General features: G+C 59.0%; 28 protein-coding genes and 1 tRNA gene. 11 read left to right on the plus strand and 18 right to left on the minus strand.

Annotated features, from left to right (window positions below; translation table 11 throughout):
* Window positions 1-11 precede the first annotated feature (11 nt).
* From rlmN to trmJ, 12 genes are all read right to left on the minus strand, one after another.
* Window positions 12-1,154, minus strand: a complete 1,143-nt coding sequence (gene rlmN / locus IB249_RS06265; protein ID WP_192302615.1) for a 23S rRNA (adenine(2503)-C(2))-methyltransferase RlmN — start codon at window positions 1,152-1,154, stop codon at window positions 12-14.
* A gap of 29 nt (window positions 1,155-1,183) precedes the next feature.
* The gene (ndk, locus tag IB249_RS06270) at window positions 1,184-1,609 is read right to left on the minus strand and encodes a nucleoside-diphosphate kinase (protein WP_192302616.1); all 426 of its coding nucleotides are present in this window, start codon (window positions 1,607-1,609) and stop codon (window positions 1,184-1,186) included.
* An 88-nt stretch (window positions 1,610-1,697) separates the two neighbouring features.
* The gene (iscX, locus tag IB249_RS06275) at window positions 1,698-1,898 is read right to left on the minus strand and encodes a Fe-S cluster assembly protein IscX (RefSeq protein ID WP_168757286.1); all 201 of its coding nucleotides are present in this window, start codon (window positions 1,896-1,898) and stop codon (window positions 1,698-1,700) included.
* 14 nt (window positions 1,899-1,912) lie between these two features.
* Window positions 1,913-2,254: an ISC system 2Fe-2S type ferredoxin gene (gene fdx, locus IB249_RS06280; protein WP_192302617.1), complete on the minus strand. Its 342-nt coding sequence runs from the start codon at window positions 2,252-2,254 to the stop codon at window positions 1,913-1,915.
* Window positions 2,255-2,256: 2 nt separating this feature from the next.
* The gene (gene hscA / locus IB249_RS06285; RefSeq protein ID WP_192302618.1) at window positions 2,257-4,119 is read right to left on the minus strand and encodes a Fe-S protein assembly chaperone HscA; all 1,863 of its coding nucleotides are present in this window, start codon (window positions 4,117-4,119) and stop codon (window positions 2,257-2,259) included.
* A gap of 51 nt (window positions 4,120-4,170) precedes the next feature.
* Window positions 4,171-4,692 carry a co-chaperone HscB gene (gene hscB / locus IB249_RS06290; protein ID WP_192302619.1) on the minus strand — a complete coding sequence of 174 codons (522 nt, stop codon included), beginning with the start codon at window positions 4,690-4,692 and terminating at the stop codon, window positions 4,171-4,173.
* Between the two features lie 8 nt (window positions 4,693-4,700).
* The gene (gene iscA, locus IB249_RS06295) at window positions 4,701-5,024 is read right to left on the minus strand and encodes an iron-sulfur cluster assembly protein IscA (protein ID WP_003227904.1); all 324 of its coding nucleotides are present in this window, start codon (window positions 5,022-5,024) and stop codon (window positions 4,701-4,703) included.
* 34 nt (window positions 5,025-5,058) lie between these two features.
* Window positions 5,059-5,445 carry a Fe-S cluster assembly scaffold IscU gene (gene iscU / locus IB249_RS06300; RefSeq protein ID WP_003443374.1) on the minus strand — a complete coding sequence of 129 codons (387 nt, stop codon included), beginning with the start codon at window positions 5,443-5,445 and terminating at the stop codon, window positions 5,059-5,061.
* 84 nt (window positions 5,446-5,529) lie between these two features.
* Window positions 5,530-6,744, minus strand: a complete 1,215-nt coding sequence (locus tag IB249_RS06305; protein ID WP_192302620.1) for an IscS subfamily cysteine desulfurase — start codon at window positions 6,742-6,744, stop codon at window positions 5,530-5,532.
* A 50-nt stretch (window positions 6,745-6,794) separates the two neighbouring features.
* Window positions 6,795-7,286 carry a Fe-S cluster assembly transcriptional regulator IscR gene (gene iscR / locus IB249_RS06310; RefSeq protein ID WP_192302621.1) on the minus strand — a complete coding sequence of 164 codons (492 nt, stop codon included), beginning with the start codon at window positions 7,284-7,286 and terminating at the stop codon, window positions 6,795-6,797.
* A 240-nt stretch (window positions 7,287-7,526) separates the two neighbouring features.
* Entirely contained in the window at window positions 7,527-8,303 is a 777-nt protein-coding gene (cysE, locus tag IB249_RS06315; protein WP_192302622.1) for a serine O-acetyltransferase, read from the minus strand.
* Between the two features lie 2 nt (window positions 8,304-8,305).
* Window positions 8,306-9,076 (minus strand): tRNA (cytosine(32)/uridine(32)-2'-O)-methyltransferase TrmJ, encoded by a 771-nt coding sequence (trmJ, locus tag IB249_RS06320; RefSeq protein ID WP_192302623.1) that lies wholly within the window; start codon window positions 9,074-9,076, stop codon window positions 8,306-8,308.
* 146 nt (window positions 9,077-9,222) lie between these two features.
* Between trmJ and suhB the strand changes: the two genes are divergently transcribed.
* Entirely contained in the window at window positions 9,223-10,041 is an 819-nt protein-coding gene (gene suhB, locus IB249_RS06325) for an inositol-phosphate phosphatase (protein ID WP_007982736.1), read from the plus strand.
* Between the two features lie 307 nt (window positions 10,042-10,348).
* On the opposite strand, the gene IB249_RS06330 is transcribed toward suhB, so the two are convergent.
* The 6 genes from IB249_RS06330 to queA form a co-directional block, all read right to left on the minus strand.
* On the minus strand, window positions 10,349-10,897 hold the full coding sequence (locus tag IB249_RS06330; RefSeq protein ID WP_085586634.1) for a glycine zipper 2TM domain-containing protein: 549 nt from the start codon (window positions 10,895-10,897) through the stop codon (window positions 10,349-10,351).
* Between the two features lie 133 nt (window positions 10,898-11,030).
* The gene (gene secF / locus IB249_RS06335; RefSeq protein WP_192302624.1) at window positions 11,031-11,945 is read right to left on the minus strand and encodes a protein translocase subunit SecF; all 915 of its coding nucleotides are present in this window, start codon (window positions 11,943-11,945) and stop codon (window positions 11,031-11,033) included.
* A 9-nt stretch (window positions 11,946-11,954) separates the two neighbouring features.
* On the minus strand, window positions 11,955-13,823 hold the full coding sequence (gene secD / locus IB249_RS06340; protein ID WP_192302625.1) for a protein translocase subunit SecD: 1,869 nt from the start codon (window positions 13,821-13,823) through the stop codon (window positions 11,955-11,957).
* A gap of 63 nt (window positions 13,824-13,886) precedes the next feature.
* Entirely contained in the window at window positions 13,887-14,225 is a 339-nt protein-coding gene (gene yajC / locus IB249_RS06345) for a preprotein translocase subunit YajC (protein WP_007916913.1), read from the minus strand.
* Window positions 14,226-14,268: 43 nt separating this feature from the next.
* Entirely contained in the window at window positions 14,269-15,384 is a 1,116-nt protein-coding gene (gene tgt / locus IB249_RS06350; protein ID WP_168185069.1) for a tRNA guanosine(34) transglycosylase Tgt, read from the minus strand.
* 14 nt (window positions 15,385-15,398) lie between these two features.
* Window positions 15,399-16,448, minus strand: coding sequence for a tRNA preQ1(34) S-adenosylmethionine ribosyltransferase-isomerase QueA (gene queA, locus IB249_RS06355; protein WP_192302626.1), 1,050 nt, complete (start codon window positions 16,446-16,448; stop codon window positions 15,399-15,401).
* A gap of 107 nt (window positions 16,449-16,555) precedes the next feature.
* Between queA and IB249_RS06360 the strand changes: the two genes are divergently transcribed.
* From IB249_RS06360 to IB249_RS06405, 10 genes are all read left to right on the plus strand, one after another.
* Window positions 16,556-16,640: transfer RNA gene (locus IB249_RS06360), tRNA-Leu, on the plus strand.
* 164 nt (window positions 16,641-16,804) lie between these two features.
* Window positions 16,805-18,046, plus strand: coding sequence for a tyrosine-type recombinase/integrase (locus IB249_RS06365; protein ID WP_192302627.1), 1,242 nt, complete (start codon window positions 16,805-16,807; stop codon window positions 18,044-18,046).
* A gap of 279 nt (window positions 18,047-18,325) precedes the next feature.
* Window positions 18,326-19,165, plus strand: a complete 840-nt coding sequence (locus IB249_RS29715) for a hypothetical protein (protein ID WP_225606821.1) — start codon at window positions 18,326-18,328, stop codon at window positions 19,163-19,165.
* A gap of 102 nt (window positions 19,166-19,267) precedes the next feature.
* The gene (locus IB249_RS06375) at window positions 19,268-19,549 is read left to right on the plus strand and encodes a helix-turn-helix transcriptional regulator (protein WP_192302628.1); all 282 of its coding nucleotides are present in this window, start codon (window positions 19,268-19,270) and stop codon (window positions 19,547-19,549) included.
* Window positions 19,546-19,851 (plus strand): hypothetical protein, encoded by a 306-nt coding sequence (locus IB249_RS06380; protein ID WP_192302629.1) that lies wholly within the window; start codon window positions 19,546-19,548, stop codon window positions 19,849-19,851. The genes IB249_RS06375 and IB249_RS06380 overlap by 4 nt, the downstream gene beginning before the upstream one ends.
* A gap of 534 nt (window positions 19,852-20,385) precedes the next feature.
* Window positions 20,386-20,667 (plus strand): hypothetical protein, encoded by a 282-nt coding sequence (locus tag IB249_RS06385; RefSeq protein WP_192302630.1) that lies wholly within the window; start codon window positions 20,386-20,388, stop codon window positions 20,665-20,667.
* Window positions 20,664-20,936 (plus strand): DUF3077 domain-containing protein, encoded by a 273-nt coding sequence (locus tag IB249_RS06390; RefSeq protein ID WP_192302631.1) that lies wholly within the window; start codon window positions 20,664-20,666, stop codon window positions 20,934-20,936. Before IB249_RS06385 ends, IB249_RS06390 begins: the two co-directional genes overlap by 4 nt.
* Window positions 20,933-23,839 carry a DUF927 domain-containing protein gene (locus tag IB249_RS06395; protein WP_192302632.1) on the plus strand — a complete coding sequence of 969 codons (2,907 nt, stop codon included), beginning with the start codon at window positions 20,933-20,935 and terminating at the stop codon, window positions 23,837-23,839. The genes IB249_RS06390 and IB249_RS06395 overlap by 4 nt, the downstream gene beginning before the upstream one ends.
* A 231-nt stretch (window positions 23,840-24,070) precedes the next feature.
* Window positions 24,071-24,913: a chromosome segregation protein SMC gene (locus IB249_RS06400; protein ID WP_192302879.1), complete on the plus strand. Its 843-nt coding sequence runs from the start codon at window positions 24,071-24,073 to the stop codon at window positions 24,911-24,913.
* Window positions 24,914-25,401: 488 nt separating this feature from the next.
* Complete coding sequence (locus IB249_RS06405; RefSeq protein ID WP_192302633.1) at window positions 25,402-26,370, plus strand: DUF4062 domain-containing protein; 969 nt, start codon at window positions 25,402-25,404, stop codon at window positions 26,368-26,370.
* Window positions 26,371-26,539 lie beyond the last annotated feature (169 nt).

Genomic DNA, 26,539 nt, shown 5'->3' on the forward strand with positions numbered 1-26,539 from the left:
ATCCTCTCTAATTATTTCGCGGCGTTCTGCGCCATATCGCTGTCGGCGCTCAACTCGCGCACGGCAATATAACGTTCGCTGCGACGGGTGCGATCCAGCACCTGCCCTACCAATTGACCGCAGGCCGCGTCGATGTCCTCACCACGGGTGGTGCGCACGGTGACGTTGAAACCTGCCTGATGAAGCTGATCCTGGAAACGCCGAATCGCATTGTTGCTCGGACGCTCGTAACCGGAATGTGGGAACGGGTTGAACGGGATCAGGTTGATCTTGCACGGGATGTTCCTGAGCAACTCGATCATTTCCACGGCGTGCTCAAGCTTGTCGTTGACGTCCTTGAGCAAGGTGTACTCGATGGTCAGCACACGTTTCTCGCCCAGGGCGGACATGTAGCGCTGGCACGACTCGAGCAACATCTTAAGCGGATATTTCTTGTTGATCGGCACCAATTGGTTACGCAATGCGTCATTCGGTGCGTGCAGGGACAACGCCAGCGAGACGTCGATGTGCTTGGCCAGCTCATCGATCATCGGCACCACGCCGGAGGTCGACAGGGTCACACGGCGCTTGGAGATGCCGTAGCCCAGGTCGTCCATCATCAGGTGCATGGCCGCAATGACGTTGTCGAAGTTCAGCAGCGGCTCACCCATGCCCATCATCACCACGTTGGTGATGGCACGGTCGACGGTTGCCGGGACGCTGCCAAAGGATTTGTTGGCAATCCACACCTGGCCGATGACTTCGGCGGCGGTGAGGTTGCTGTTGAAGCCTTGCTTGCCCGTGGAGCAGAAACTGCAATCCAGGGCACAGCCTGCCTGGGACGAAACGCACAAGGTGCCGCGCTTGCCCTGGGGAATGTAGACGGTCTCGACACAGCTGCCGGACGCCACGCGCACGACCCATTTACGGGTACCGTCGCTGGAGATGTCCTCGCTGACCACTTCCGGACCGCGAACCTCGGCAACCGCCTTGAGCTTTTCGCGCAGGGCCTTGCTGACGTTCGTCATGGCGTCGAAATCATCGACGCCAAAGTGGTGAATCCATTTCATTACCTGACCGGCACGGAAACGCTTCTCCCCGATTGAGTCGAAGAATTTTTCCATTTCCGGCTGGGTCAGCCCCAGCAGGTTGGTTTTAACAGTCGATGTCGTCATGGATTCACCTTCACTCTTTAAGCCGATGCTTAGCGAGTGGTTACTTCGGTAGCTGCGAAGAAGTATGCGATTTCGCGAGCGGCAGCGGCTTCGGAGTCCGAACCGTGTACAGCGTTGGCGTCGATGGATTCAGCGAAGTCAGCACGGATGGTGCCGGCAGCCGCTTCTTTAGGGTTGGTAGCGCCCATCAGCTCACGGTTGCGAGCGATAGCGTTTTCGCCTTCCAGAACCTGAACGACAACCGGACCGGAAGTCATGAAGGCAACCAGGTCGCCGAAGAAACCACGAGCGCTGTGCTCAGCGTAGAAGCCTTCAGCTTCAGCTTTGGACAGTTGCTTCAGTTTCGAAGCTACAACGCGCAGGCCGGCTTTTTCGAAACGGGTGGTGATCTCACCGATGACGTTTTTTGCAACAGCGTCAGGCTTGATGATGGAGAAAGTACGTTGAACAGCCATGGTGTAACTCCAGAAACGGTAATTTGTGAAAAATTAAACCCGCGAATTATACGCGGGTTCTTGGGTATTGCCTAACCTGCAGCGTGGCTCAGTCGCGTTCTTCGATCCAGTGGGCCTGGATGGCCTCGAGGATCTTTTCGCCACAATGTTCAGGCTTGTCGTCGAACTCGGGCAATTCCATCACCCATTTACGCAGATCGACGAAGTTGACCGACATTGGGTCAACTTCAGGTTTGCTTTCAGCCAGCTGGATAGCGATTTCCAGCACATCAGTCCACTTGAGACTCATGATAGTTCCTTGAATCAGTGCGGCGCTTCGGCTGCGTGGTTGAGCGAGTATTTCGGAATTTCGACGGTCAGGTCTTCCGTCCCGACAATCGCCTGGCACGCCAGACGCGACTGCGCTTCCAGGCCCCAGGCGCGATCGAGGAAATCTTCTTCCAGCTCGTCCGCTTCTTCCAGCGAATCGAACCCTTCGCGGACGATGCAATGACAGGTGGTGCAGGCGCAGACGCCGCCACAGGCACTTTCCATCTCGATATGGTGCTCATGGGCCAGCTCGAGGATCGACGTACCGGGCTCAGCCTCCACAACCATGCCTTCCGGGCAAAACTTTTCGTGTGGCAGAAAAATGACCTGCGGCATCGTTATTCCTCAATCTCATTCAGGTTGCGCCCCGCCAGGGCGGCTTTCACCGTGGAGTCCAGGCGGCGGGCGGCAAAGGCATCGGTCACTTGCGACAGACGCTTGGTCTGCTGCTCGATGGCGTAGCCATCGGTACCTTTCATCAGTTCGGTCAGTTCCTGCACCTGCAAGTCGATGACCAGACGCTCCTCGGCATCGAGCAGGCGGTCGCCGTCGGCCTCCAGGGCCGCCTGCACCGCCTCGATCAGACGCTGGGCGTCGACCTGCTGCTCACGCAGCACACGGGCGACCTTGTCATCGTTGGCGTGCTGGAACGAATCCTTGAGCATCTTGGCGATTTCGCCGTCGGTCAGGCCATAGGACGGCTTGACCTGAATGCTGGCTTCAACGCCCGAGCCCATTTCCCGCGCCGAAACGCTGAGCAGGCCGTCGGCGTCGACCTGGAAGGTCACGCGAATCTTCGCCGCGCCGGCCACCATCGCCGGAATGCCGCGCAATTCGAAACGTGCCAGGGAGCGGCAGTCGCTGATCAGCTCGCGCTCGCCCTGCAACACGTGGATCGCCATGGCCGACTGGCCGTCCTTGTAGGTGGTGAAGTCCTGGGCGCGAGCGACGGGAATGGTGGTGTTGCGCGGAATCACCTTCTCCATCAGGCCGCCCATGGTTTCCAGCCCCAGGGACAGTGGAATCACGTCGAGCAGCAGCAGTTCGCCACCGTCGCGCTTGTTGCCGGCCAGCGTATCGGCCTGGATCGCGGCCCCGATGGCCACCACTTGATCCGGATCGATTTCGGTCAGCGGCTGGCGACCGAACGCTTCGGCGACCGCTTCGCGCACGCGCGGCACGCGTGTCGAGCCGCCGACCATGACCACCGCGTGCACGTCTTCGAGCTCGATGCCGGAATCGCGCACGGCACGACGGCAGGCTTTCAGGCTGCGCGCCACCATGGGTTCGATCAGCGCATTGAAGGCTTCACGGGTCAGTTCGGCTTTCCAGTCGCCATAAACCACTTCAACCGATGCGGCATCGGTCAGCGCCTCTTTGGCCGCACAGGCGGTTTGCAGCAGATTGCGCTGTGCCCCCGGATCAAGGTCGGCCGACAGACCGGCACTGGCGATGATCCAGCCGGCAATGGCGTGGTCGAAGTCATCGCCACCCAGGGCGCTGTCGCCGCCGGTGGCCAGCACTTCGAACACGCCGCCGGTCAGGCGCAGAATCGAAATATCGAAGGTGCCGCCGCCCAAGTCATAAATGGCGACCAGGCCCTCGGCATGTTGATCCAGGCCGTACGCAACAGCGGCAGCGGTCGGCTCGTTGAGCAAACGCAGCACGTTCAGACCGGCCAGTTTCGCCGCGTCCTTGGTGGCCTGGCGCTGAGCGTCGTCGAAATAGGCCGGAACGGTGATCACCGCGCCGACCAGTTCGCCACCCAGGGTCGCCTCAGCGCGCAGGCGCAAGACCTTGAGGATATCGGCCGAGACTTCGACCGGGCTTTTCGGCCCCTGAACGGTGTCGATGAACGGCATGTGCGATTCGCCACCGACAAAGCGGTACGGCAGTTGCTCGCCCAGCTGCTTGACGTCGGACAACCCGCGCCCCATCAGGCGCTTGACCGACAGCACAGTATTCAACGGGTCGGTTGACGCGGCCAGCCTGGCTGACTCGCCCACTTCGACGCGATCGGCGTGGTAGCGCACGGCAGACGGCAGGATGACCTGCCCGTCAGCATCGGCCAGCGGCTCGGAAAGACCACTGCGCAATGCAGCGACCAGCGAATTGGTAGTGCCCAAGTCGATCCCCACAGCCAGACGACGCTGGTGCGGTTGAGGACTTTGGCCGGGTTCGGCGATCTGCAGTAGGGCCATCGTGATCAGGACTTATCTGTATATCAGGCGTGCGACCGGAGCGGCACTGGGTTAATCGTCGAGGCGCTCTTCTAACTGGCGCACTTCGTAGGTCAGCTTGTCGAGGAATTGCATGCGTCGCATCAGGCGCTCGGCCTGTTCGCGCTGCGCAGCATCGTTCCAGCAAGCGGCAAAGCTCTGGTTCAGTTCTTCCTGGGCAGCCTTCAGGCGCCGCTTGAAGGCGGCAACGCCAGACAGATCGGCGCTGTCCTGCAGGTCTTCAAGCTCTTCGCGCAACGCCATCTGTTGCAGAAGGAACTCCGGATCATGCACCGTGACCTCCAGCGGCAGCTCGCCACCGTTCAAGGCGAGCAGGTAACGCGCGCGCTTGGGTGGACTCTTGAGCGTCTGGTAGGCCTCGTTGAGGCTCGCGGATTGCTCCAGCGCCAACCGCTGCTCGCGCTCGGAAGCGTCCGCAAAACGGTCCGGATGAACACTGCGCGCCAACTCACGGTAGCGCGTAGCCAGCTGGTCGAGGTCCAGATTGAAGCTCGGTTGCAGCTCGAATAAAGCGAAATGACAAGGAGTACCCACAAGAAGCCTCAGATGTTGAAGCTTTCGCCGCAGCCACACTCACCGCGTACGTTGGGGTTGTTGAACTTGAAGCCTTCGTTCAACCCTTCCTTGACGAAATCGAGCTCGGTGCCGTCCAGGTAGGCCAGGCTTTTCGGGTCGATGATCACTTTCTCGCCGTGACTTTCGAACACCTGATCCTCTGCAACCACCTCGTCGACAAACTCCAGCACATAGGCAAGGCCGGAACAGCCTGTGGTGCGAACACCCAGACGAATCCCTTCACCTTTGCCGCGCCCGTCAAGGGAGCGCCGCACGTGTCGAGCAGCCGCTTCTGTCATGCTGATAGCCATCGGTGACTCCTTACTCGTCGCTCATTCTTGAAAGTCAGATCAAGCCTTTCTTCTGCTTGTAGTCGCGAACGGCCGCCTTGATGGCGTCTTCAGCGAGCACGGAGCAGTGAATTTTCACTGGCGGCAGGGCCAGTTCTTCGGCCAGTTGAGTGTTCTTGATGGTCTCTGCTTCATCCAGAGTCTTGCCTTTCATCCACTCGGTCGCCAGGGAGCTGGAGGCGATGGCCGAACCGCAGCCATAGGTCTTGAACTTGGCGTCTTCGATGATGCCTTGCTCGTTGACCTTGATCTGCAGGCGCATGACGTCGCCGCACGCCGGGGCGCCGACCATGCCAGTGCCGACATCCGGGTCTTCCGCGTCCATCTTGCCGACGTTGCGCGGGTTTTCGTAGTGGTCGATGACCTTTTCGCTGTAAGCCATGGTACTTATTCCTCACTCATCAGAGAGTCGCTCTTGAGGCCCCGGGAACCGTGGTTCGACGGGGCTGTTTGCGGCGACTTGAAATCAGTGTGCCGCCCACTCGATTTTCGAAATGTCGACACCGTCTTTATACATGTCCCACAGCGGCGACAGGGCGCGCAGCTTGGTAACGGCCTCGCAGACTTTCTGCGCGGCGTAGTCGATTTCTTCTTCGGTGGTGAAACGACCGAAGGTGAAGCGGATCGAGCTGTGTGCCAGTTCGTCGTTGCGGCCCAGGGCGCGCAGCACGTACGAAGGCTCCAGCGAGGCCGAGGTGCAGGCCGAACCGGACGACACCGCCAGGTCCTTGAGGGCCATGATCAGCGACTCGCCTTCGACGTAGTTGAAGCTCAGGTTCAGGTTGTGCGGAACACGAGCGGTCAGGCTGCCGTTGACGTACAGCTCTTCCAGGTCTTCGACCTGCTTGAAGAAACGGTCGCTCAGGGCCTTGATGCGCACGTTCTCGGCCGCCATGTCTTCCTTGGCGACGCGGAAGGCTTCACCCATGCCGACGATCTGGTGAGTGGCCAGGGTGCCGGAACGCATGCCGCGCTCGTGACCGCCGCCGTGCATGGTCGCTTCGATGCGCACGCGTGGCTTGCGGCTCACGTACAGCGCGCCGATGCCTTTCGGACCGTAGGTCTTGTGGGCGGAGAACGACATCATGTCGACTTTCAGCTTCTGCAGGTCGATCTCGACCTTGCCGGTGGACTGAGCAGCGTCGACGTGGAACAGGATGCCCTTGGAGCGGGTCAGTTCGCCGATGGCGGCGATGTCGTTGACGGTGCCGATTTCGTTGTTCACGTGCATGATCGAAACCAGGATGGTGTCGTCGCGCAGGGCGGCTTCGATCATGGCCGGGGTGATCAGGCCATCTTCCTGAGGATCGAGGTAGGTGACTTCGAAGCCTTCACGCTCCAGTTGGCGCATGGTGTCCAGGACAGCCTTGTGCTCGATCTTGGAGGTGATCAGGTGCTTGCCCTTGGTCTGGTAGAAATGTGCCGCACCCTTGATTGCCAGGTTGTCGGACTCGGTGGCGCCAGAGGTCCAGACGATTTCACGCGGGTCGGCGTTGACCAGGTCGGCGACCTGACGACGGGCGTTCTCGACGGACTCTTCAGCTTTCCAGCCGAACACGTGGGAGCGGGACGCCGGGTTACCGAAGTTCCCGTCGACCAGCAGGCATTCACTCATCTTTTGCGCAACACGCGGATCAACCGGGGTGGTCGCAGAGTAATCAAGGTAAATCGGCAATTTCATGGACTCTCTCCTAAATCAGGCTGGCTGGCGCGCCGCTAGCTCTCTGGCTGTCATTCGACGGCGGACGCTTCAATCTTGTCCAGGCGTGGCGCCTTGCTGTTGCAACGGCGTTGGTCCTGACGCATGGCTACTTCTTGCACCTCACGGCGAGTGACAAGGTCAGCCAAGCTGATACCGCTCAGAAATTCGTGGATCTGCAGGCTCAGGTCGCACCACAAGTGGTGAGTCAGGCAGGTGTCGCCGGAATGGCAATCGCCCTGGCCCTGGCATTTGGTGGCATCTACCGATTCGTTGACCGCATCGATCACCTGGGCGACCTGGATGCCCTGCATGTCGCGGGACAACTGGTAGCCGCCGCCCGGACCGCGAACGCTGGAGACCAGATTGCTGCGGCGCAATTTGGCGAAAAGCTGTTCGAGGTAGGACAGGGAGATGCCTTGGCGCTCGGAGATATCGGCCAGGGACACGGGCCCGTGCTGCGCGTGCAACGCCAGATCGAGCATGGCGGTCACGGCGTATCGGCCTTTTGTAGTCAGTCGCATGGACAATTACCACGGAGTTTCGGAAGTGAGGCGAGTATGCAATTCCCGAGTATTTAAGTCAACTATAAGACCTAGTACTTTAGTCAGGTTTACCCGCAAAACAGCGCGCGCATCATAGCAAAGGCTGGTCGGTTACAGCCAGCAGTACCGTGTTATCGTTCATCGCGAGCAGGCTCGCTCCCACACTGGATCGCATTCCCCCTGTGGGAGCGAGCCTGCTCGCGATGAATTCACCTCAATTCAGCCGGCCTGGCTCTGATCCTTGTCCTTCACGCACGCAAAGTCTTCCTCGCGCAGTTCAGGCAGGTCTTTCGCACAGTAATTGCTGCCCAGCTCGGTCAATGCGCCGCACATCCCCTCCAGGCGACCATCGACCGCCTGCAGGTGATCGAGCAACTGGTTGATGGCGCGGGCCACCGGGTCCGGCATGTCTTCGCCGACACCGTAGGCATCGAAGCCGATTTTCTCGGCCATGGCCTTGCGCCTGGCGTCCTGCTCCTCGTCGGTCTTGACGATGATCCGCCCCGGAATACCCACCACCGTCGCCCCGGCCGGCACCGCCTTGGTGACCACGGCATTGGAACCGACCTTGGCCCCTGCGCCGACGGTGAACGGGCCGAGCACCTTGGCACCGGCGCCCACCACCACGCCGTCTTCCAGGGTCGGGTGACGCTTGCCCTTGTTCCAGCTGGTGCCGCCCAGGGTCACGCCCTGGTACAGGGTGACGTCGTTGCCGATTTCGGCGGTTTCACCGATGACGATGCCCATGCCATGGTCAATGAAGAAGCGACGACCGACCTTGGCCCCCGGATGAATCTCGATCCCGGTCAGCCAGCGGCCGAAGTTCGACACCAGCCGCGCCAGCCATTTCAGTTCGGCGCGCCACAGGGCCGCCGACAGACGGTGAATCCAGATGGCATGCATGCCCGGGTAGCACGTCAGGACTTCAAAAGCGTTACGCGCTGCCGGGTCACGATGGAAAACACTCTGGATATCTTCACGCAAACGCTCGAACATCATTAATCCTTCCGCTTCAGAAGCTCGCCACGGGCCGCTTTTTGGGTTTCCGTGAGGATGCCACGCAATATATTCATCTCAGCCCGGCTGACCGAGCTGCGTCCGTACAACCGACGCAGGCGCGCCATCAAGTGCCGTGGCTTTTCCGGATCGAGGAACTCAATGGCCACCAGGGTCTGCTCCAGGTGCTCATAGAATCGCTCCAGCTCATCCATGGTCGCCAGCTCCGCGCTTTTGACCGAAGCCACTTCTTCCTTCTCGACCTTGCTCGGCTGCCCCTGGGCCGCCAGCCAGGCCATGCGCACTTCATAACTCAACACCTGCACCGCCGCCCCCAGGTTCAGCGAACTGAACTCGGGGTCGGATGGGATGTGCACGTGATAATGACATCGCTGCAGCTCTTCGTTGGTCAGGCCGGAATCTTCACGACCAAAGACCAGGGCGATCTGCGCGTCCTGCCCGGCTTCCTCGACCACTTTCGTGCCGCATTCGCGAGGATCGAGCAGCGGCCACGGAATGCGTCGGTCACGGGCGCTGGTGCCCAGCACCAGGTTGCAGCCGACCAGGGCATCCTCCAAGGTGGCGACGACCTGCGCATTTTCAAGGATGTCGCCGGCGCCTGAGGCTCGGGCATCGGCCTCGTGATGCGGGAACACGCGTGGTTCAACCAGCACCAGCCGCGACAGGCCCATGTTCTTCATGGCACGCGCAGTCCCGCCGATATTGCCTGGATGACTGGTATTGACCAGCACGACACGAATGTTTTGCAGCAAGGGAGGCGCTCTCGAACACGATAATCGGGAGCCGAATCTTACAGCTCAAACTACCGTTAAGCCACGAAAGCGAACACCGACCTTCACCTGTAGAAACTTTCTGATAGAATGCGCGGCTTTCTTTAACAACCTTAGGTGACACATCCATGCAGCCCATGCTGAATATCGCGCTGCGCGCCGCCCGCAGCGCCAGTGAATTGATCTTCCGCTCCATCGAGCGCCTGGATACCATCAAGGTCGACGAAAAAGACGCCAAGGATTACGTATCCGAGGTGGATCGCGCCGCCGAACAGAAAATCATCGACGCCCTGCGCAAGGCGTACCCGAACCACTCGATCATGGGTGAAGAAACCGGCATGCACGCCGGCACCGGGATCGAAGGCGAAGAATACCTGTGGATCATCGATCCGCTGGACGGCACCACCAACTTCCTGCGCGGCATTCCTCACTTCGCTGTCAGCATCGCCTGCAAATACCGCGGTCGCCTCGAGCACGCCGTTGTGCTGGACCCGGTTCGCCAGGAAGAATTCACCGCCAGCCGTGGCCGTGGCGCCCAGTTGAACGGTCGTCGCCTGCGCGTCAGCGGCCGCACCAGCCTGGACGGCGCCCTGCTGGGCACCGGCTTCCCGTTCCGTGACGACCAGATGGACAACCTCGACAACTACCTGGGCATGTTCCGCGCCCTGGTTGGCCAGACCGCCGGCATCCGCCGCGCCGGCTCCGCCAGCCTGGACCTGGCGTATGTGGCCGCCGGTCGTTTCGACGCTTTCTGGGAATCGGGCCTGTCCGAGTGGGACATGGCCGCAGGCGCCCTGCTGATTCAAGAAGCTGGCGGCCTGGTGAGCGACTTCACCGGCGGTCACGACTTCCTCGAGAAAGGCCACGTGGTTGCCGGCAACACCAAATGCTTCAAGGCTGTCCTGACCGCGATCCAGCCGCACCTGCCGGCTTCGCTGAAGCGCTAAGCTTGCAGTGACATGAAAAAGCACCCTGCGGGGTGCTTTTTTTATGCTCAAAAACCGGCCCCGCCCTTGCAGGAGCAGCCGGTCGACGCTCGATTGCTCGCAATGACGGTTGAACATCCAGCGCTGTGGCGCCTGATACGCCGCTATCGCGAGCAGGCTCGCTCCCACAAGGTGAGGCTCAGCATTCCCCCTGTAGGAGCATCGACGGTTGCTCCTACAAGGGTTGAACGATGGCCTATCCAAGGCCGGCGATCGCCCACAAAAAAGCACCCCGCAGGGTGCTTCTTTTGAATCTGGCCTCAGCGCATCACTGCCCCGGCTGAGCCTGCGATAGAATCAGCTTGCCTTCCTTGTCCACAGGAATCTGGTTGCCCGGGTCGCGGTCCATCCGCACCTTGCCTTCCTTGCCGTCCAGCGAGTAACGAACGTCATACCCCACGACCTTGTCGCTGATGTCATTCACCGTGTTACAGCGAGTCTGGGTGGTGGTGTAGGTGTCACGCTCCTGCATGCCCTCCTGAACCTTGTTACCGGCATAACCGCCACCGACCGCACCGGCAACCGTGGCAATCTTCTTGCCGGTGCCGCCGCCGATCTGGTTACCCAGCAGACCGCCTGCCAGCGCACCGACCACCGTACCGGCGATCTGGTGTTGATCCTTGACCGGCGCCTGCCGGGTCACCGTGACGTCCTTGCACACTTCACGTGGAGTCTTGATCTGTGTCTTGACCGGCTCGACGGCCAGTACTTGCGCATACTCAGGGCCGCTTTTTACCAGGCTGTAGGTGGCAACAGCACCCCCGGCAGTCACACCGACAGCACCCAATACCGCACCAACCAGTAACGACTTGTTCACATGAACCTCCTGACCATCACATGCGGGAACGCGCCCGCGCTTCTCCCAGCCTTGGAGCACAAAAAAAGGCGCGAGTTCAACTCGCGCCTTTTTTGGTCATGCACAGCCGGGATCGCTTGAGGTCAAAGAGCCCTCAAGGACGGTCGTCGACTTCCTTCTCGGTGTTCACCGTCGGGATCAGGTCTTCCGAGCTCAGGTTCAGCCAGATCAGCACCACGTTGGCGATGTAGATCGACGAGTAGGTACCCGCCAACACACCCACCAGCAGCGCCAGGGAGAAGCCGTACAGGTTGTCGCCGCCGAAGAACAGCAGCGCCGCGATGGCCAGCAAGGTCGACACCGAGGTCGCGATGGTCCGCAGCAGGGTCTGGGTGGTCGAGATGTTGATGTTCTCGATCAGGCTGGCCTTGCGCAGCACACGGAAGTTCTCGCGAACCCGGTCGAATACCACGATGGTGTCGTTGAGCGAGTAACCGATGATCGCCAGTACCGCCGCCAGCACCGTCAGGTCGAAGGTGATCTGGAAGAACGACAGGATACCGATGGTCACGATCACGTCGTGGATCAGCGAAACGATGGCGCCGACCGCGAATTTCCACTGAAAGCGGAACGCCAGGTAGATCAGGATGCCGCCCAGCGCCATCAGCATGCCGAGGCCGCCCTGGTCGCGCAGTTCTTCACCGACCTGCGGGCCGACGAACTCGACGCGCTTGACCGTCGCCGGGTTGTCGCCGCCGACCTTCTGCAGCGCCTCGGCCACCTGGTGGCCCAGTTGCGGGTCTTCACCCGGCATCCGCACCAGCAGGTCGGTGGTGGCGCCGAAGTTCTGCACCACGGCTTCGTGATAACCGGACGAGACCAGCTGCTCACGCACCTTGGTCACGTCGGCCGGACGCTCGTAGGTCAGCTCGATGAGCGTACCGCCGGTGAAGTCCAGGCCCCAGTTCATGCCCTTGGTGAAGACACTGAACAACGCCAGCAGGGTGAGGAACAATGTGACGCCGAACGCGAAGTTGCGGACGCCCATGAAGTTGATTGTACGTAACATGGCAGCCCCTTAAATCCACAACTTCTTGAAGTCACGACCGCCGAAGATCAGGTTGACCATCGCGCGGGTGACCATGATGGCCGTGAACATCGAAGTCAAAACCCCGAGGGACATGGTAACTGCGAAGCCCTTGACCGGGCCCGTGCCCATGGCGAACAGGATACCGCCCACCAGCAAGGTGGTCAGGTTGGCGTCGAGAATCGCGGTGAATGCGCGACTGAAACCTTCGTTGATCGCCCGCTGTACGGTCATGCCCGCCGCGATCTCTTCACGGATCCGCGAGAAGATCAGTACGTTGGCGTCGACCGCCATACCCATGGTCAACACGATACCGGCGATACCCGGCAGGGTCAGCGTTGCCCCCAGCAGCGACATCAGGGCCAGCAGCAGCACCATGTTCACCGCCAGCGCAACGGTGGCGATGATGCCGAAGAAGCGGTAGATGGCGATGATGAACAGCGACACGAACAGCATGCCCCACAGCGAGGCATCGATACCCTTGGTGATGTTGTCGGCACCCAGGCTCGGGCCAATGGTGCGCTCTTCAGCGAAGTACATCGGTGCCGCCAGACCACCGGCACGCAGCAGCAGCGCCAGTTCGGACGATTCGCCCTGGCCGTTCAGACCGGTGATACGGAACTGCGCACCCAGCGGCGACTGGATGGTCGCCAGGCTGATGATCTTCTTCTCTTCCTTGAAGGTCTGCACCGCGACGTCTTTCTCGACGCCATCGACCACTTGCTTGGTGTAGGTGGTGACCGGACGCTGTTCGATGAAGATCACCGCCATGCTGCGACCGACGTTCGAACGGGTCGCACGGCTCATCAGCTCGCCGCCGTGACCGTCCAGACGAATGTTCACTTCCGGGGTGCCGTGCTCGCCGAAGCCGGCCTTGGCGTCAGTCACCTGGTCGCCGGTGATGATCAGGCCACGCTCGATCTGCGCCGGTGGACGGTTGCCCTCACGGAACTCGAAGGATTCGGAAGTGGCTTTCGAAGCACCCGGCTCGGCGGCCAGGCGGAACTCGAGGTTGGCCGTCTTGCCGAGGATACGCTTGGCTTCTGCGGTGTCCTGCACGCCCGGCAGCTCAACCACGATGCGGTTGGCGCCCTGACGCTGGACGATCGGTTCGGCAACACCCAGCTCGTTGACGCGGTTACGTACCGTGGTCAAGTTCTGCTTGATGGAGTATTCGCGGATTTCCGCCAGCTTGGCCGGGGTCATCGCCAGACGCAGTACCGCCTGACCATTGAGGTCGGCCGGAACGATGTCGAAATCGGTGAAACTCTTGCGGATCAGTGCACGGGCCTGTTCGCGGGAAGCCTCATCGGCGAAACCCAGCTGAATGGCGCCGTTGAGCTGCGGCAGGCTGCGATAGCGCAGCTTCTCTTTGCGCAACAGGCTCTTGACGTCGCCTTCGTAGACTTTCAGGCGTGCGTCGAGGGCTTTGTCCATGTCCACTTCGAGCAGGAAGTGCACACCACCGGACAAGTCCAGACCCAGCTTCATCGGGTGCGCGGCGAGGCTGCGCAGCCATTGCGGGGTGGTTTGTGCCAGGTTCAGGGCCACGACGTAGTCATCACCCAACGCCTTGCGCACAACGTCCTTGGCAGGCAACTGGTCTTCAGCCTTGACCAGGCGAATCAGACCGCCCTTGCCGCCGGCCGTCAGCGAAGTCGCCTTGACCTGCATCCCGGATTCCTTGAGCGCAGCGCTCACGCGATCCAGGTCAGCCTGATTGACCTGCAGCGCAGTACTTGCACCGCTGATCTGAATGGCCGGGTCATCGGGATAAAGATTGGGAGCGGAATAAATCAGCCCGATCGCCAGCACCGCCAGGATCAGAATGTATTTCCACAGAGGGTATTTGTTCAGCATCACGCCGCCCGTTTAGAACGCGGGGCGCCTTGCGCGCCCCGTCGATTGAGTAGAAGTTGAAACTTAGATCGCTTTCAGCGTGCCCTTGGGCAGAGTGGCGGCGATGGCGCCTTTCTGGAACTTCATTTCGACGGTGTCGGAAACTTCCAGCACCACGAAATCATCGGCCACTTTGGTGATCTTGCCGGCGATGCCGCCGGTGGTGACCACTTCGTCGCCCTTCTGCAGGCTGCTCAGCAGGTTCTTCTGCTCTTTGGCGCGCTTGGCCTGTGGACGCCAGATCATCAGGTAGAAGATGACCAGGAAACCGACCAGGAAAATCCACTCAAAACCGCCACCCATAGGGCCGGCAGCTGCCGGTGCAGCAGCGTCAGCCATGGCATTCGAGATAAAAAAGCTCATTTAGCACTCCAGTTGCAAATGTTGAATCTTGGGGTCAGAAAACTCAGTCCAAAGGCGGAACAGGTAACCCGCGTTTGGCGTAGAAGGCATCGACAAAGGCGGCCAATGTACCCTGTTGAATAGCCTCGCGCAAACCAGCCATAAGCACTTGATAATGGCGCAAGTTATGGATGGTATTGAGCATGCTCCCCAGCATTTCGCCGCACTTGTCCAGGTGATGCAGATAAGCGCGGGAGAAGTTCTGGCAGGTATAGCAATCGCAGGTCGGATCGAGCGGCGAATCATCATGGCGATGGAACGCGTTACGGATCTTCAGCACGCCAGTATCAATGAACAGATGCCCATTGCGGGCATTACGGGTTGGCATCACGCAATCGAACATGTCCACACCGCGGCGCACACCCTCAACCAGATCTTCCGGTTTGCCAACGCCCATAAGGTAACGAGGTTTGTCAGCGGGCATCTGGCCCGGCAGATAATCCAGCACCTTGATCATTTCGTGCTTGGGCTCGCCCACCGACAGGCCGCCAATGGCCAGGCCGTCGAAGCCGATCTTGTCCAGGCCTTCCAGCGAGCGCATGCGCAGGTCCTGGTGCATGCCACCCTGGACGATGCCGAACAACGCCGCCGTGTTGTCGCCATGGGCGTTTTTCGAGCGCTGGGCCCAACGCAGCGACAACTCCATGGACACGCGGGCGACGTCTTCGTCGGCCGGGTACGGCGTGCATTCGTCGAAAATCATCACGATGTCGGAGCCCAGGTCACGCTGGACCTGCATCGATTCTTCCGGGCCCATGAACACTTTCGCGCCATCCACCGGCGAGGCGAAGGTCACGCCCTCCTCCTTGATCTTGCGCATGGCCCCCAGGCTGAACACCTGGAAACCGCCGGAGTCGGTCAGGATCGGGCCTTTCCACTGCATGAAATCGTGCAGGTCGCCGTGTTTCTTGATTACTTCGGTGCCCGGACGCAGCCACAGGTGAAAGGTGTTGCCCAGAATGATCTCCGCGCCAATCGCCTCGATATCCCGTGGCAGCATGCCCTTGACCGTGCCGTAGGTGCCGACCGGCATGAAGGCCGGGGTCTCGACGGTGCCACGGGGGAAGGTCAAGCGACCACGACGAGCCTTGCCGTCGGTGGCAAGCAACTCAAACGACATACGACTTTGGCGACTCATTGTGTTTCCTCTGGGCCACGTGGTGCGGGGTTACGGGTGATAAACATCGCATCACCGTAGCTGAAAAAGCGGTATTCATGCTCGACGGCGGCTTTGTAGGCGGCCATCGCTTCGGGATAACCGGCGAACGCCGAAACCAGCATCAACAGCGTGGATTCGGGCAAATGGAAATTGGTGACCAGGGCATCGACCACATGAAACGGCCGGCCCGGGTAGATGAAGATGTCCGTATCGCCGCTGAACGGCTTGAGCACGCCATCGCGCGCGGCGCTCTCAAGGGATCGCACGCTGGTGGTCCCCACCGCCACCACGCGCCCACCGCGAGCACGGCACGCGGCCACGGCGTCCACCACGTCCTGGCCGACTTCCAGCCACTCGCTGTGCATGTGATGGTCTTCGATCTTCTCGACCCGCACCGGCTGAAACGTCCCCGCCCCCACGTGCAAGGTCACGAACGCCGTCTCGACGCCCTTGGCGGCAATCGCCTCCATCAGCGGCTGGTCGAAATGCAGCCCCGCCGTCGGCGCCGCCACCGCGCCCAGGCGCTGGGCGTACACCGTCTGATAACGCTCGCGGTCCGAGCCTTCATCCGGGCGGTCTATATAAGGAGGCAACGGCATGTGCCCGACACGGTCGAGCAGCGGCAGGACTTCCTCGGCAAACCCCAGCTCGAACAACGCGTCATGACGCGCCAGCATCTCGGCCTCGCCACCGCCGTCGATCAGGATCTTCGACCCCGGCTTCGGCGACTTGCTGGAGCGCACATGGGCCAGCACACGATGACTGTCGAGCACCCGCTCCACCAGAATCTCCAGCTTGCCGCCGGACGCCTTCTGGCCAAACAGCCGCGCCGGAATCACCCGGGTATTGTTGAACACCATCAAATCGCCCGGGCGCAAATGCTCAAGCAAATCAGTGAATTGACGGTGTGCCAGGGCACCGCTGACCCCATCCAGGGTCAACAGCCGACTGTTGCGACGCTCGGCCAACGGATGGCGGGCAATCAGCGAATCAGGGAGCTCAAAAGTAAAGTCAGAAACACGCATGATGGGGTTCGTCTAGCAGGGCCGGGAAGTCTAGCGGAAATATCAAAAATTCTCCATGTACCTGATTGACCGAGGGTTATCACCTCTCTATACTTCGCCGCCATTGAGCCCTGATGGCGGAATTGGTAGACGCGGCGGATTCAAAATCCGTTTTCGAAAGGAGTGGGAGTTCGAGTCTCCCTCGGGGCACCACATAGCAGTATCTGAGAGTCTCTACCAGCCTCTCAGACCCAAAGAAACCGGCCACTTGGCCGGTTTTTTTGTGTCTATCTATCTACCCCTGTCTCCCCTTATCCGTTGTATCCCTGTATCCCTACTTGTATCCTGAGAAAAATACCGAACTTTGGGATACAAGGATGAAGCGCGCAGACATCAAGCGCCGCCCTCTCGCTGACACGACACTTGCGGGATTGGAGCCGGAATCAAAGGAATACCGGGAACTGGACGGAAACGGCCTCTACTTCAGAGTCAAACCTGATGGTGGTAAATCCTGGCAGCTCCGCTACAAACGTCCGGCGGGCAATTGGGCTTGGATGGGGCTCGGGGGCTACCCGGAAGTAAGTGGCGCGTTGGCTCGGGACAAAGCTGCTGAACTGCGTAAGGTAGTTAGCAGCGGCGCCGATCCTCTCGAACAGAAACGCTCTGCCAAAGCTGCCATTGACGCTGCCAGGACTCGGACCTTTCGAGCTGCCGCGGAAGCTTGGCTCAAGGCCAAAGAAGAAAAGGGCCTCGCCCCCTCCACTCTTAACAAAATCCGCACTTACCTCGACAAGGACATACTCCCGGCGCTGGGAGATAAGCCCCTCGACGAAATCACCCGTACCGACTGCGCAAATCTTCAGGCATCCCTCGAAGCCCGAGACGCACACAACGTGGCGGAAAAGTGCCGCACTTGGATAAATCAGATCTTCGGCCGAGCCATCGGCCTAGGGCTCACGGAAAACGATCCGGGCAGCCGGCTCCGTGACATCGCGGCTCAAGCACCTAGAACTCAACAGCATCCACATTTGCTTGAGCCTGAGTTGCCGGAATTTCTCCAGGCACTCAAAAATACGCCGAGCAGGTTGACGGCCCGTACTGCGGCACGACTTTGTATCTGGACAGCATCCCGGCCCGGCATGGTGCGTTTAGCTGAATGGAAGGAGTTTGATCTTGAGAAGGCCATTTGGACCACACCTGCTGCCAAGATGAAGATGCGTCGAGACTTTGTTTGCCCACTCCCGCATCAAGCCGTTGCAGCACTGAAGGAGCTTCGTAGCTTAACTGGTAGGAGCCGCTGGCTCTTCCCCGGAGTTGGGGCTAAACATCCGACCATCAGTGAAAACACTATCAACAAGATCTTTGCGACCATTGGCTACAAAGGTCGGCTTGTGGGTCACGGCACTCGCCATACGGCAAGCACCTTGCTTCGAGAACACGGCTGGCCGAAAGAACACGTCGAAGCACAGCTGGCTCATAAAGAGGAAGGCATTTCAGGGGTGTATAACAAGGCCCAGTACCTGGAACAACGCATAAAGATGATGCAGTGGTATGCCGATCACCTCGATTCGCTGGAGGCGGGAAATGTAGTTCAAGGTCAATTTGGAAAGGCTGTATGAGAGTTCGTAACCGCCCCCCCTCTAAAACCGGTGTAACGCGTGTAACTCGTGTAACGCTCAGCGCGAAACGCCCAGATTCATTGGCTTTCATAGCTGTTACACACTCGAGCGGGATGGCGTTGCACCGATGTAACGACGATCAAACGTGTAACGCCAAAAGCGGCACTCGATTGCTGCCGGCCGATCTCCTTTGCGCATCGCTAAAGCACGTCTCTCGCTGGTTACGCTCGAATTACTTAGGGCGTGGGATCGAGCGTCACACGCTAAGAGCCGTGGTCAATGATTAACCACAACCCAATTTTGCACTCAGCACTTGCTGCTAGCCTGATCGAGTATTTCTCAGATCGACCGCTCTACAGGTTGTGCACCGAGCAATTGGCCGACGCATTTGAATTGATTCATCAAAGCTCCGCGCGCCTTCAAACCGGCCACATCAACAGTGATCTGGGCCGTCTGTGCATCCAAACAACAAAGCACGAAGAGGTTATCTATCAGTACGCCTCAACGGACAATAAAGCTCGTCTTGCGCACTGGGTTCGCCAGTACAGCAAGTGCCACACGGCATCGGATCGCGAGGCACATGCTGCCTATGTCATGGCCTGTGCGGTGAAGGCATTGGAAGCACTGGATGATTGGATGCGTGATACCGATCGCGCGGCGTGGTCGCATGGGGGTGAACCTCCACCTGACTGGCCGTGGGATCTTTATTGCCAATTTGTGGAGACGCAAATCGACCCCAACGAGCGCGCCCACGCGCTCGACCAGTTTGTTCTTCACTTGGAACCCATCAAAGCATTGCCGTGCTTGATCGACGACGAGCTGCGCCCCATCGCAGAAAGAACGATCAAGAGGGCCATCCGCGCTAAAGGGGGCATCCTAAGCGGCATCGAGCGCAGCAAAGATGTGAGCGCCCGCGACGCCGCTATCGTTCGCCAGGGCCGACACTACTTTTTGAGCGGAAAGGCTGACCGGGACATCACATCGGCGGTGCTTGCCTGGCTGAAACGAGAGGTCGCTAAACCACCAACGCAGCGAGCAGAATGGGTTACTCCCGAAACGGAAAAGGCACTTTCACGCAAAAGCGTGGAGGACATTCTTAAACGCAACTTCGTTCTGTGAATTCAGATTTCAACTGGATTTCAAATGGAAGTGAACTGCTTACCGGCGTCCATTCTCTAGACCATTGCTCTCGACTGTCCAAACCAATCGAGAGCAATGCCTATGAATACCTCTGTAACCGAACTTCCTCGCAAGACGCCCTCCAATCCCCCTTCACTCTTTGACGCTACCTCGACCCTCATTCGCATGCGTGAGGTCGAAGGCATCGTGGGCATGAAGCGCTCGACCATCTACAAACTGATGCAGCGCACCGACTGCGGTTTTCCCCTGCCCGTCAAACTGAGCAATAGCAATGCCCGTGGTGCGCCGGTGGCCTGGGTATTGTCGGAAGTACAAGCATGGGCACGAGGCCGCATTGAGGCGCGTGATCAGGTGGCGGCATGACGCGCAAGACCGCCGATAACGCCTTCATGCATCCCTTTTCCGTATTGCGCCGGATCGGCTTTTCATCTCGCGTGATGCAACGCCTTGAGCGCTATCGCAGCCGACAGGACAAAAAAGGGCGCGTGGTCAGCGTACTGAGCTGGGCCGACGGCACCTGGTGCGCCCTCTCTCTCCACAGCGAAAAAGTCGGTGCAGTAGTCGTCGACGAAGGCCAGCAAAGCCAAGCCTACCAAGACGCGCGCGCGATGCTCAGCGGCGGCTTTCTACCCCTGCTCTCCCTGCGCTGGGAAACCCATGCCTGAAATGAAAACGCCTCCGGGGGCGATCCGGAGGCGTTGAGGTAAATCTACATGCCCGAACAATCTATGCCGCACCTGAAAAATTCGCAAGCCACCTTTGCAGTTGCACTTTCAAAAAACGGACGTTACTCTCTGGCCATCGCTGCAAATTCAGCGATTGGGCTTGGCGGCCCAAACAGTACAAGGCGCAACAGCGCCCCCATTACGATTGCAGGCGCTTTTTTTGTGCCCGCATTCCCGTGTTATGGCGGGTTGCGTAGGAGCACCCTCGGGTGCGCCGGTCTCCTTGTACGCCGGTCCGCCAATCCTGCGCAATCCGTCACCCAAATCTGCTTGGCGGCAGACGGTGACGGTTCCTCAGTACAAGGAGCCTTCACAAATGCAACATGCCCTCAATCCGTCCAAAATTCGCGCCGCTGCACACCGTGCAATGGCTCTCGCCGCTCTACACGCCAACTCCAGCCTCGCTACACGCCTTACCCGTTACAACGCCCACATGGCCAAAGCCCGCGCTCTCGAATCCGCAGGCGGTGCCCAATGAGCAAACCACTGAGCTTCGCCCTGCCCGAAAACCTGCTCTGCGTTGATTCGACAGTGGACGCAGGTGTACCCATCGACGCGATCACCTGCGCTATTGCACGCGCCGACTCGGTGTTGACCTTGCTCGAGGATCATTTCGAAGGCGAGTCGCGCCTTGCCAATCATGTGATCGCCGCCGTCATTTGGGATGTGCGCGGCACTCTCGGCCTGATCAAAACCCTCGCCTTGTACGGTGACACCACCTCCATTCCTGCGGCGCGCCAAGGCGGTTCGCTATGACCACTTCGATTACCCCCGGTAACACCTCGTTTTCTCGCGTCAATGCGACCGACCTAAAGCTGTTCCGAGTGAATGCCGGCGTGCCAGTCGATGAAGCACTTGAGATGGCGTCCTTGCTGCAACACTACGCCAACGAACTCACGCTTGACGCCGCCATGAGCGACAAAGGCGAGCGCTTCAGCTGGCCGGCGCTGTACCTCGGTGAAATGGCTAAAGCCCTGATCGACGACGTCGGCGATGCCCTTTTCCTGTCGAGGGCTGACACATGAGTGAACGCCCGAACAGCACTGCAAAACGGCCCAGCTTCGCCGACGTCAAAGCCGCCTCGCAGAAAGAGATAAATCGCGTCCTGTCGCACTGGCTGCCCAACGGTAAGCGTGTGGACGGCGGCAAGGAATACACCGCTCCCAACCCGACCCGCAGCGACAAACGCGCCGGCTCGCTCAAGGTCAATCTGAACAAAGGCACCTGGGCAGACTTCGCCACCGGCGACAAAGGCGGAGATCTGATTGACCTGGTGCGCTACCTGGATGGCGGCACCGACGTGGAAGCCTGCAACAAGCTGGCTGATTTTCTTCGCGTTACGCCTGGTACCGCCCAGATGAAGACAGCCCCCAGCAAGGCCAAAGCGCCGACGTGGAACGCTATCCAGCCGATCCCGACCGAGGCCATGAACAAGTGCCCGACCAAGCACCGTGAACACGGTGCGCCGTGCAAGGTGTGGATCTACCGTGATGCCCAGGGCCAGCACCTCATGGCGCTCTACCGCTTCGACCTTGGCGCCGATGAAGACGGTAAGCCGAGGAAGGTCTTCGCTCCGTTGACGTGGTGCCAGCGCGCCGATAGCCAGACCCAGCAATGGCGCTGGCAGGGATTGCCTGAGCCTCGCCCGCTGCTGCGCCTGGATGAACTGGCCCACCGCAGTGACGCACCGGTGGTTCTCTGCGAAGGCGAGAAAGCCGCCGACGCTGCCGCCGAATTGCTGCCGAGCCACGTGGCCACCTGCTGGCCGAACGGCTCAAACTCCTGGCACAAAGCCGACCTGACACCGCTCAAGGATCGCCACGTGCTGCTGTGGCCGGACAACGACAACAGCGGCAAAGCCTGCATGGAAGCCGTCGCCGACAAGCTGCGCGAAATCGGCGCTGCCTCGGTGCGTGTCATCGCGCTGGAAGTGTTCAAGCGCAAGCCCACGCTGAAAAATGACCACGCCACTTTTGCCAAAGGTGGTCGGTGGGACGACGGCGACGACGCCGCTGACGCCCTGGCGAAAAACTGGACTGCCGCTCACTTCGCCGAGCTGCAAAGCAGCGGTGAACTGTTCGATGTGATCGAGGAAAAGACGGTTGCTTCCCAGGTTGAAACCGAGCCAGATCCGAAGCCCAAGACCACGGCCAAACGTCCGGCGAAATCGAAAAACGATCTGATGCCCGGTGGCTTTCGGCTCACCTCCGAAGGTGTGTTTTACGCCGGCGATGACGGCGAAGCGCGCCCGGTCTGCTCGCCTCTGGCGATCCTGGCACGCACCCGTGACGACAAGGGTCATAACTGGGGTTTGCTGGTCGAGTTCGACGATCCGGACGGCACCAAGAAACGCTGGAACATTCCAGCGCGCACGATGACCGGCGACTTCGGCAAAGACGTGCTGGGTCCTTTGGTGGACATGGGCCTGCGCCTCGCCGGCAGCCGCTCCGGACGTAACGCACGCAACGACCTGCAAAGTTATCTCGGCGGCTTTGACAGCGCGCAACGGGCACGCCTGGTCACCCGCTTGGGGTGGCACGACAGCGCTTTTCTGTTGCCCGAGCAGCAGGTCGGCACGCACAGCGAACACCTGCATTTTTATGAGGCCGGCGCACAGCTTCCGCCGATCAGCGAAGCGGGCACGCTGGAACAATGGCAACAGCAAATCGGCGCCCTGTGCGTCGGTAATCATCGCTTAGCGTTTGTCGTCGGTGTGGCCTTCGCCGGTCCTCTGTTGCACATGCTCGGCCATGAGTCGGGTGGTTTTCACCTGTACGGAGATAGCTCAGGCGGCAAGACCACTCACCTGCAAGTGGCGGCTTCGGTCTACGGCGGACCGCGCTTGGTGCGCTCCTGGCGTTCGACCGACAACGCATTGGAGTCCATCGCCGCTGCGCATTCCGATGGCCTCCTGGTACTCGATGAAATCGGCATGTGTGATGCCCGCATCATCGGTGAAACGGTGTACATGCTAGGCAACGGCACAGGCAAAGCCCGCGCCAACGATCGAGGGCAAGCGGGCCGGCAGGTACAAGAGTGGCGTTTGCTGTTCCTCTCCACTGGGGAGAAGACTTTGGCCCAGCACATGGCCGAAGCAAACAAGGAACTGAAAGCCGGTATGGAAGTGCGCATGCTCGCCATCCCGGCCGATGCCAGCAAAGGCCTCGGCATGTTCGATACGCTCAACGGTTTTGAAGATGCTGCCGCCCTGTCCGATGCGCTCAAGGCACGCGTGACGAATTACTACGGCACACCGCTCACCGCCTTCCTGAAAGCGCTGTGTGAGCCGGGCAAGCGTCACGGCTGGGCAGCGATCCTGCGCCGCACGCTGGAAGGCTTTATTGCCAAGTCACTCCCAGCATCCGCGAGTGGTCAGGCATACCGTGCCGCTGCTCGCTTCGGCCTCGCCGCCGCAGCCGGCGAGCTGGCTACCGCCATGGGCATTACGGGCTGGCCGGACGGCACCGCCACCACCGCCGCTCGCGTGTGCCTCAACGCCTGGCTCAACGAGCGTGGGGGCGCCGGCAACTTCGAGGGTGACGCGATCCTGGCACGACTGCGCCAGGTCATCGAGCGCTTCGGCGAAAGCCGGTTCACCCGCTGGGAATCGGCGGCGGCCAAGATCGACGAACACGGCCCGCGCACGATCGACCGCCTCGGCTTTCGCAAGACACTGGAGCATGGCTTGGGTGATGCCTTGCACACCACCAACACCTATTACGTGCTGCCCGAGGCGTGGCGCTCCGAAATCTTCCGGGGCATGAACCTCAACGCGGTGAACAAGGAGCTGCTGCAACGCGGTGTGTTGGAACCGGGCAACGACGGCAAGGCATCCAGCTCGGTCCGGTTACCTGGCCTGGGCACGCAGCGCTGCTACGTGGTGAAAGGTATTCCGGCAACGGATGAAAGCGAGGCTCGGGCTGCCTGAGGGCATCCCCGCTGATCGAGGTAGCGCCGGCTCAGTCCCGGCCTCGCCAGCCGGTCATCCATCCCATAACCCTATTGCACAGGATTCACGCTAATGAACGATCTGACCCAACCGCAACAACAAGATGCACTGGCCCATAACCTGGAAAACGCACAGAGCGAACTGCTCTCTGCACCGGTGCTGGACAGTGACGCGACGAACGATCAAGCGAACAACGCAGAGCAAAAACTGATTACAGAGATCGAGGCATTGAAGGAACGACGTGAGCAGCTACTGAGCGAAGCACAAGATCTGCAGGCCGAAATGCTCCCTTATGAAAAGGCGCTGGAAAGTGAGGAGGCGCTTGATCCTGATCAGAAACGCGAAGTCCGCGACAAATACAACGATCTGAAAAGGCAGTTTGACTCTCGTGATTTCGAGGCCAGCCAGTTGGATCATAAGATCAACCGGCGCGAAAACTTCTTCAACTGTGATTCGATCATGGCCGGCTACCTGGAGGCCATGAGCAACTGGAAAACCGACGAGCAAGAGTTGAATGATAAGCGGCAAAGCCTCAGCACGCGCTTGGAGCAAGTCAGTCAGCAAACCATCGACGATATGGCCAAAGCCCGCCAAGCCGAGACCGATGCCGCGACAGCCTATGCGCAGGCGGTTGCATGGGGCGACACCGAAGGCGAGAAGAACGCCAACGCTGACGCCTTGAAGGCGGCAAAAAACCTGGCCGCGGCCACCGAACAGAATCGCCGACAGCAACTGATCATCAATGCGCTCGAACTGGAGCTGGCCACCGTCGACAAGTACATCGCCGAAGCCCAACAGGAACACTTGGTTATCGAGAAAGAAGCCCTCCACCTGGCGCATAACGTGCTGGAGGAAAAATGGAATCAAGCGGCTCAGGCATTGCTTGATGTCGGCGGCAAGCTGTGGGCTTCTTATCGTCTGATCAATCGGGACCAGGTTTCACTTATGAAGCTGGCTCTGCCGGAACAGGGAGAGAACTACGGCGCCTGGAAGTCCGGGGATCTCGCTGATCGTTCGTACAAGCACACTGTCCACGACATTTTGGCGATGTAGCGGCTACGCCACAGCACAGCCCGCGCCGGCGGGTTGTTCTCATCCATCAGGGAAAACACCGATGAATACCCCCATACAAAACGGTCCAAACCGGAACGACGCATTGAGAGAGCGAAAATTGCACCTAGCGAAATTGCTGTATCTCGTGGATTCAGGCTCAGGCAAACCCACGAACGTCGAAACGATGACCATCAATTTGATCAAGGCAGAAATGGGCCTGATCGACAGTCAGATCAAGAAACGCCCATAGTCATTCCAGCCACAAAACAAGGGCGTAAATCGCCCTTGTGCTCACAACCCGATCTCAAGTCCTTGGGACGTCTGAACGCTTCCGGCCATTATGGCCATCGTGACAGGCCGCTATCGGCCAAAAGCGGTCGTTCGAAGGTGTCTGCGGAGCTAGACCTATCCAGCAATGAATTGAGATGGACTTTATAGCTCGGCTTAGATATTTTCGATAATTCAAAGGAATGTTTTTTGGTGGCCAGATGAAACGCAAGTTACAGGTTTTTATATCCAGCACTTATCTTGACTTAATGGATGAGCGCCAAGCCGCAGTAAGCGCAATTTTGAAGGCGGGGCATATTCCTGCAGGGATGGAGCTTTTTACAGCAGGCGATCGATCACAGTTAGACACTATTAACTCTTGGATTGATGAATCTGACGTCTACATGCTAATTCTTGGCGGCCGGTATGGCGCAGTAGAACCAACATCAAATATAAGCTATACAGAACTCGAATTTGACTATGCCGCTTCACAGAATAAGCCGATGTTTGCAGTTGTTATCAAGGATGAAGCGCTGGAGAGCAAAATTCGATCACATGGATCCGACTTCTCGGAAAAAGAAAACCCTAAAGAGCTAAGGCTATTCCGCACGAAGGTGCTTAGTAAAATCTCATCATTTTTTGAAGACACTAAGGATATTAAGCTTTGCGTACACGAAACGCTTGCAGATTATTCCAGTAACAGAGAGCTTTCTGGTTGGGTGTCGGGGAGCGAGATAGTAGATTCCAAGCCGCTAATGGAAGAAATAAATAAGTTATCCACGGAAAACTCTGAACTAAAAGAAAAAGTGGCGCAGCTCGAACATCGCTTGATCACTATACCTGCACCAACCAAAGACGACTCTGCAAAACTTGAAGAAATAAAAGACGCGCTACAACAAACAAACATCACCCTTCCAAAAACCGTTACGGAGGACGGGGAAGAGTTTGAAATCACTTTGCTTAGTGCTTTTGATATCGCCAAAGAGCCACTTATTACAGGGGTAACTAATAGAAGCGGAATGTCAGATTATCACCGATTTATTTTTTTTAATATCAGTCCAAAACTACAGATTTACGGACTTGTAGACAACGAAAAGGTTGCGGGGGTTCAGTATCGCCGCTGCTATGTAACCCCGCTAGGGCTTAGATTCTTGGCGTATCTCGAAAAAACAAAGCTAAAGGACCAATAATAACAGGGGCTACAAAGGTTGAAAGATTTATTTTCTATTTTCTGAAAAGCAATCTGCCACCCTTTTTGTTTGAAATGTCTACAGAAGGAAGGACGATTCAAATTTTACTACTCTAGCAAAAATATCGACCTCTTTTGACGCAATCTAGACTGCATGCTTTTGGAATATC

Source organism: Pseudomonas sp. PDM04 (assembly GCF_014851765.1).
GTDB lineage: Bacteria > Pseudomonadota > Gammaproteobacteria > Pseudomonadales > Pseudomonadaceae > Aquipseudomonas.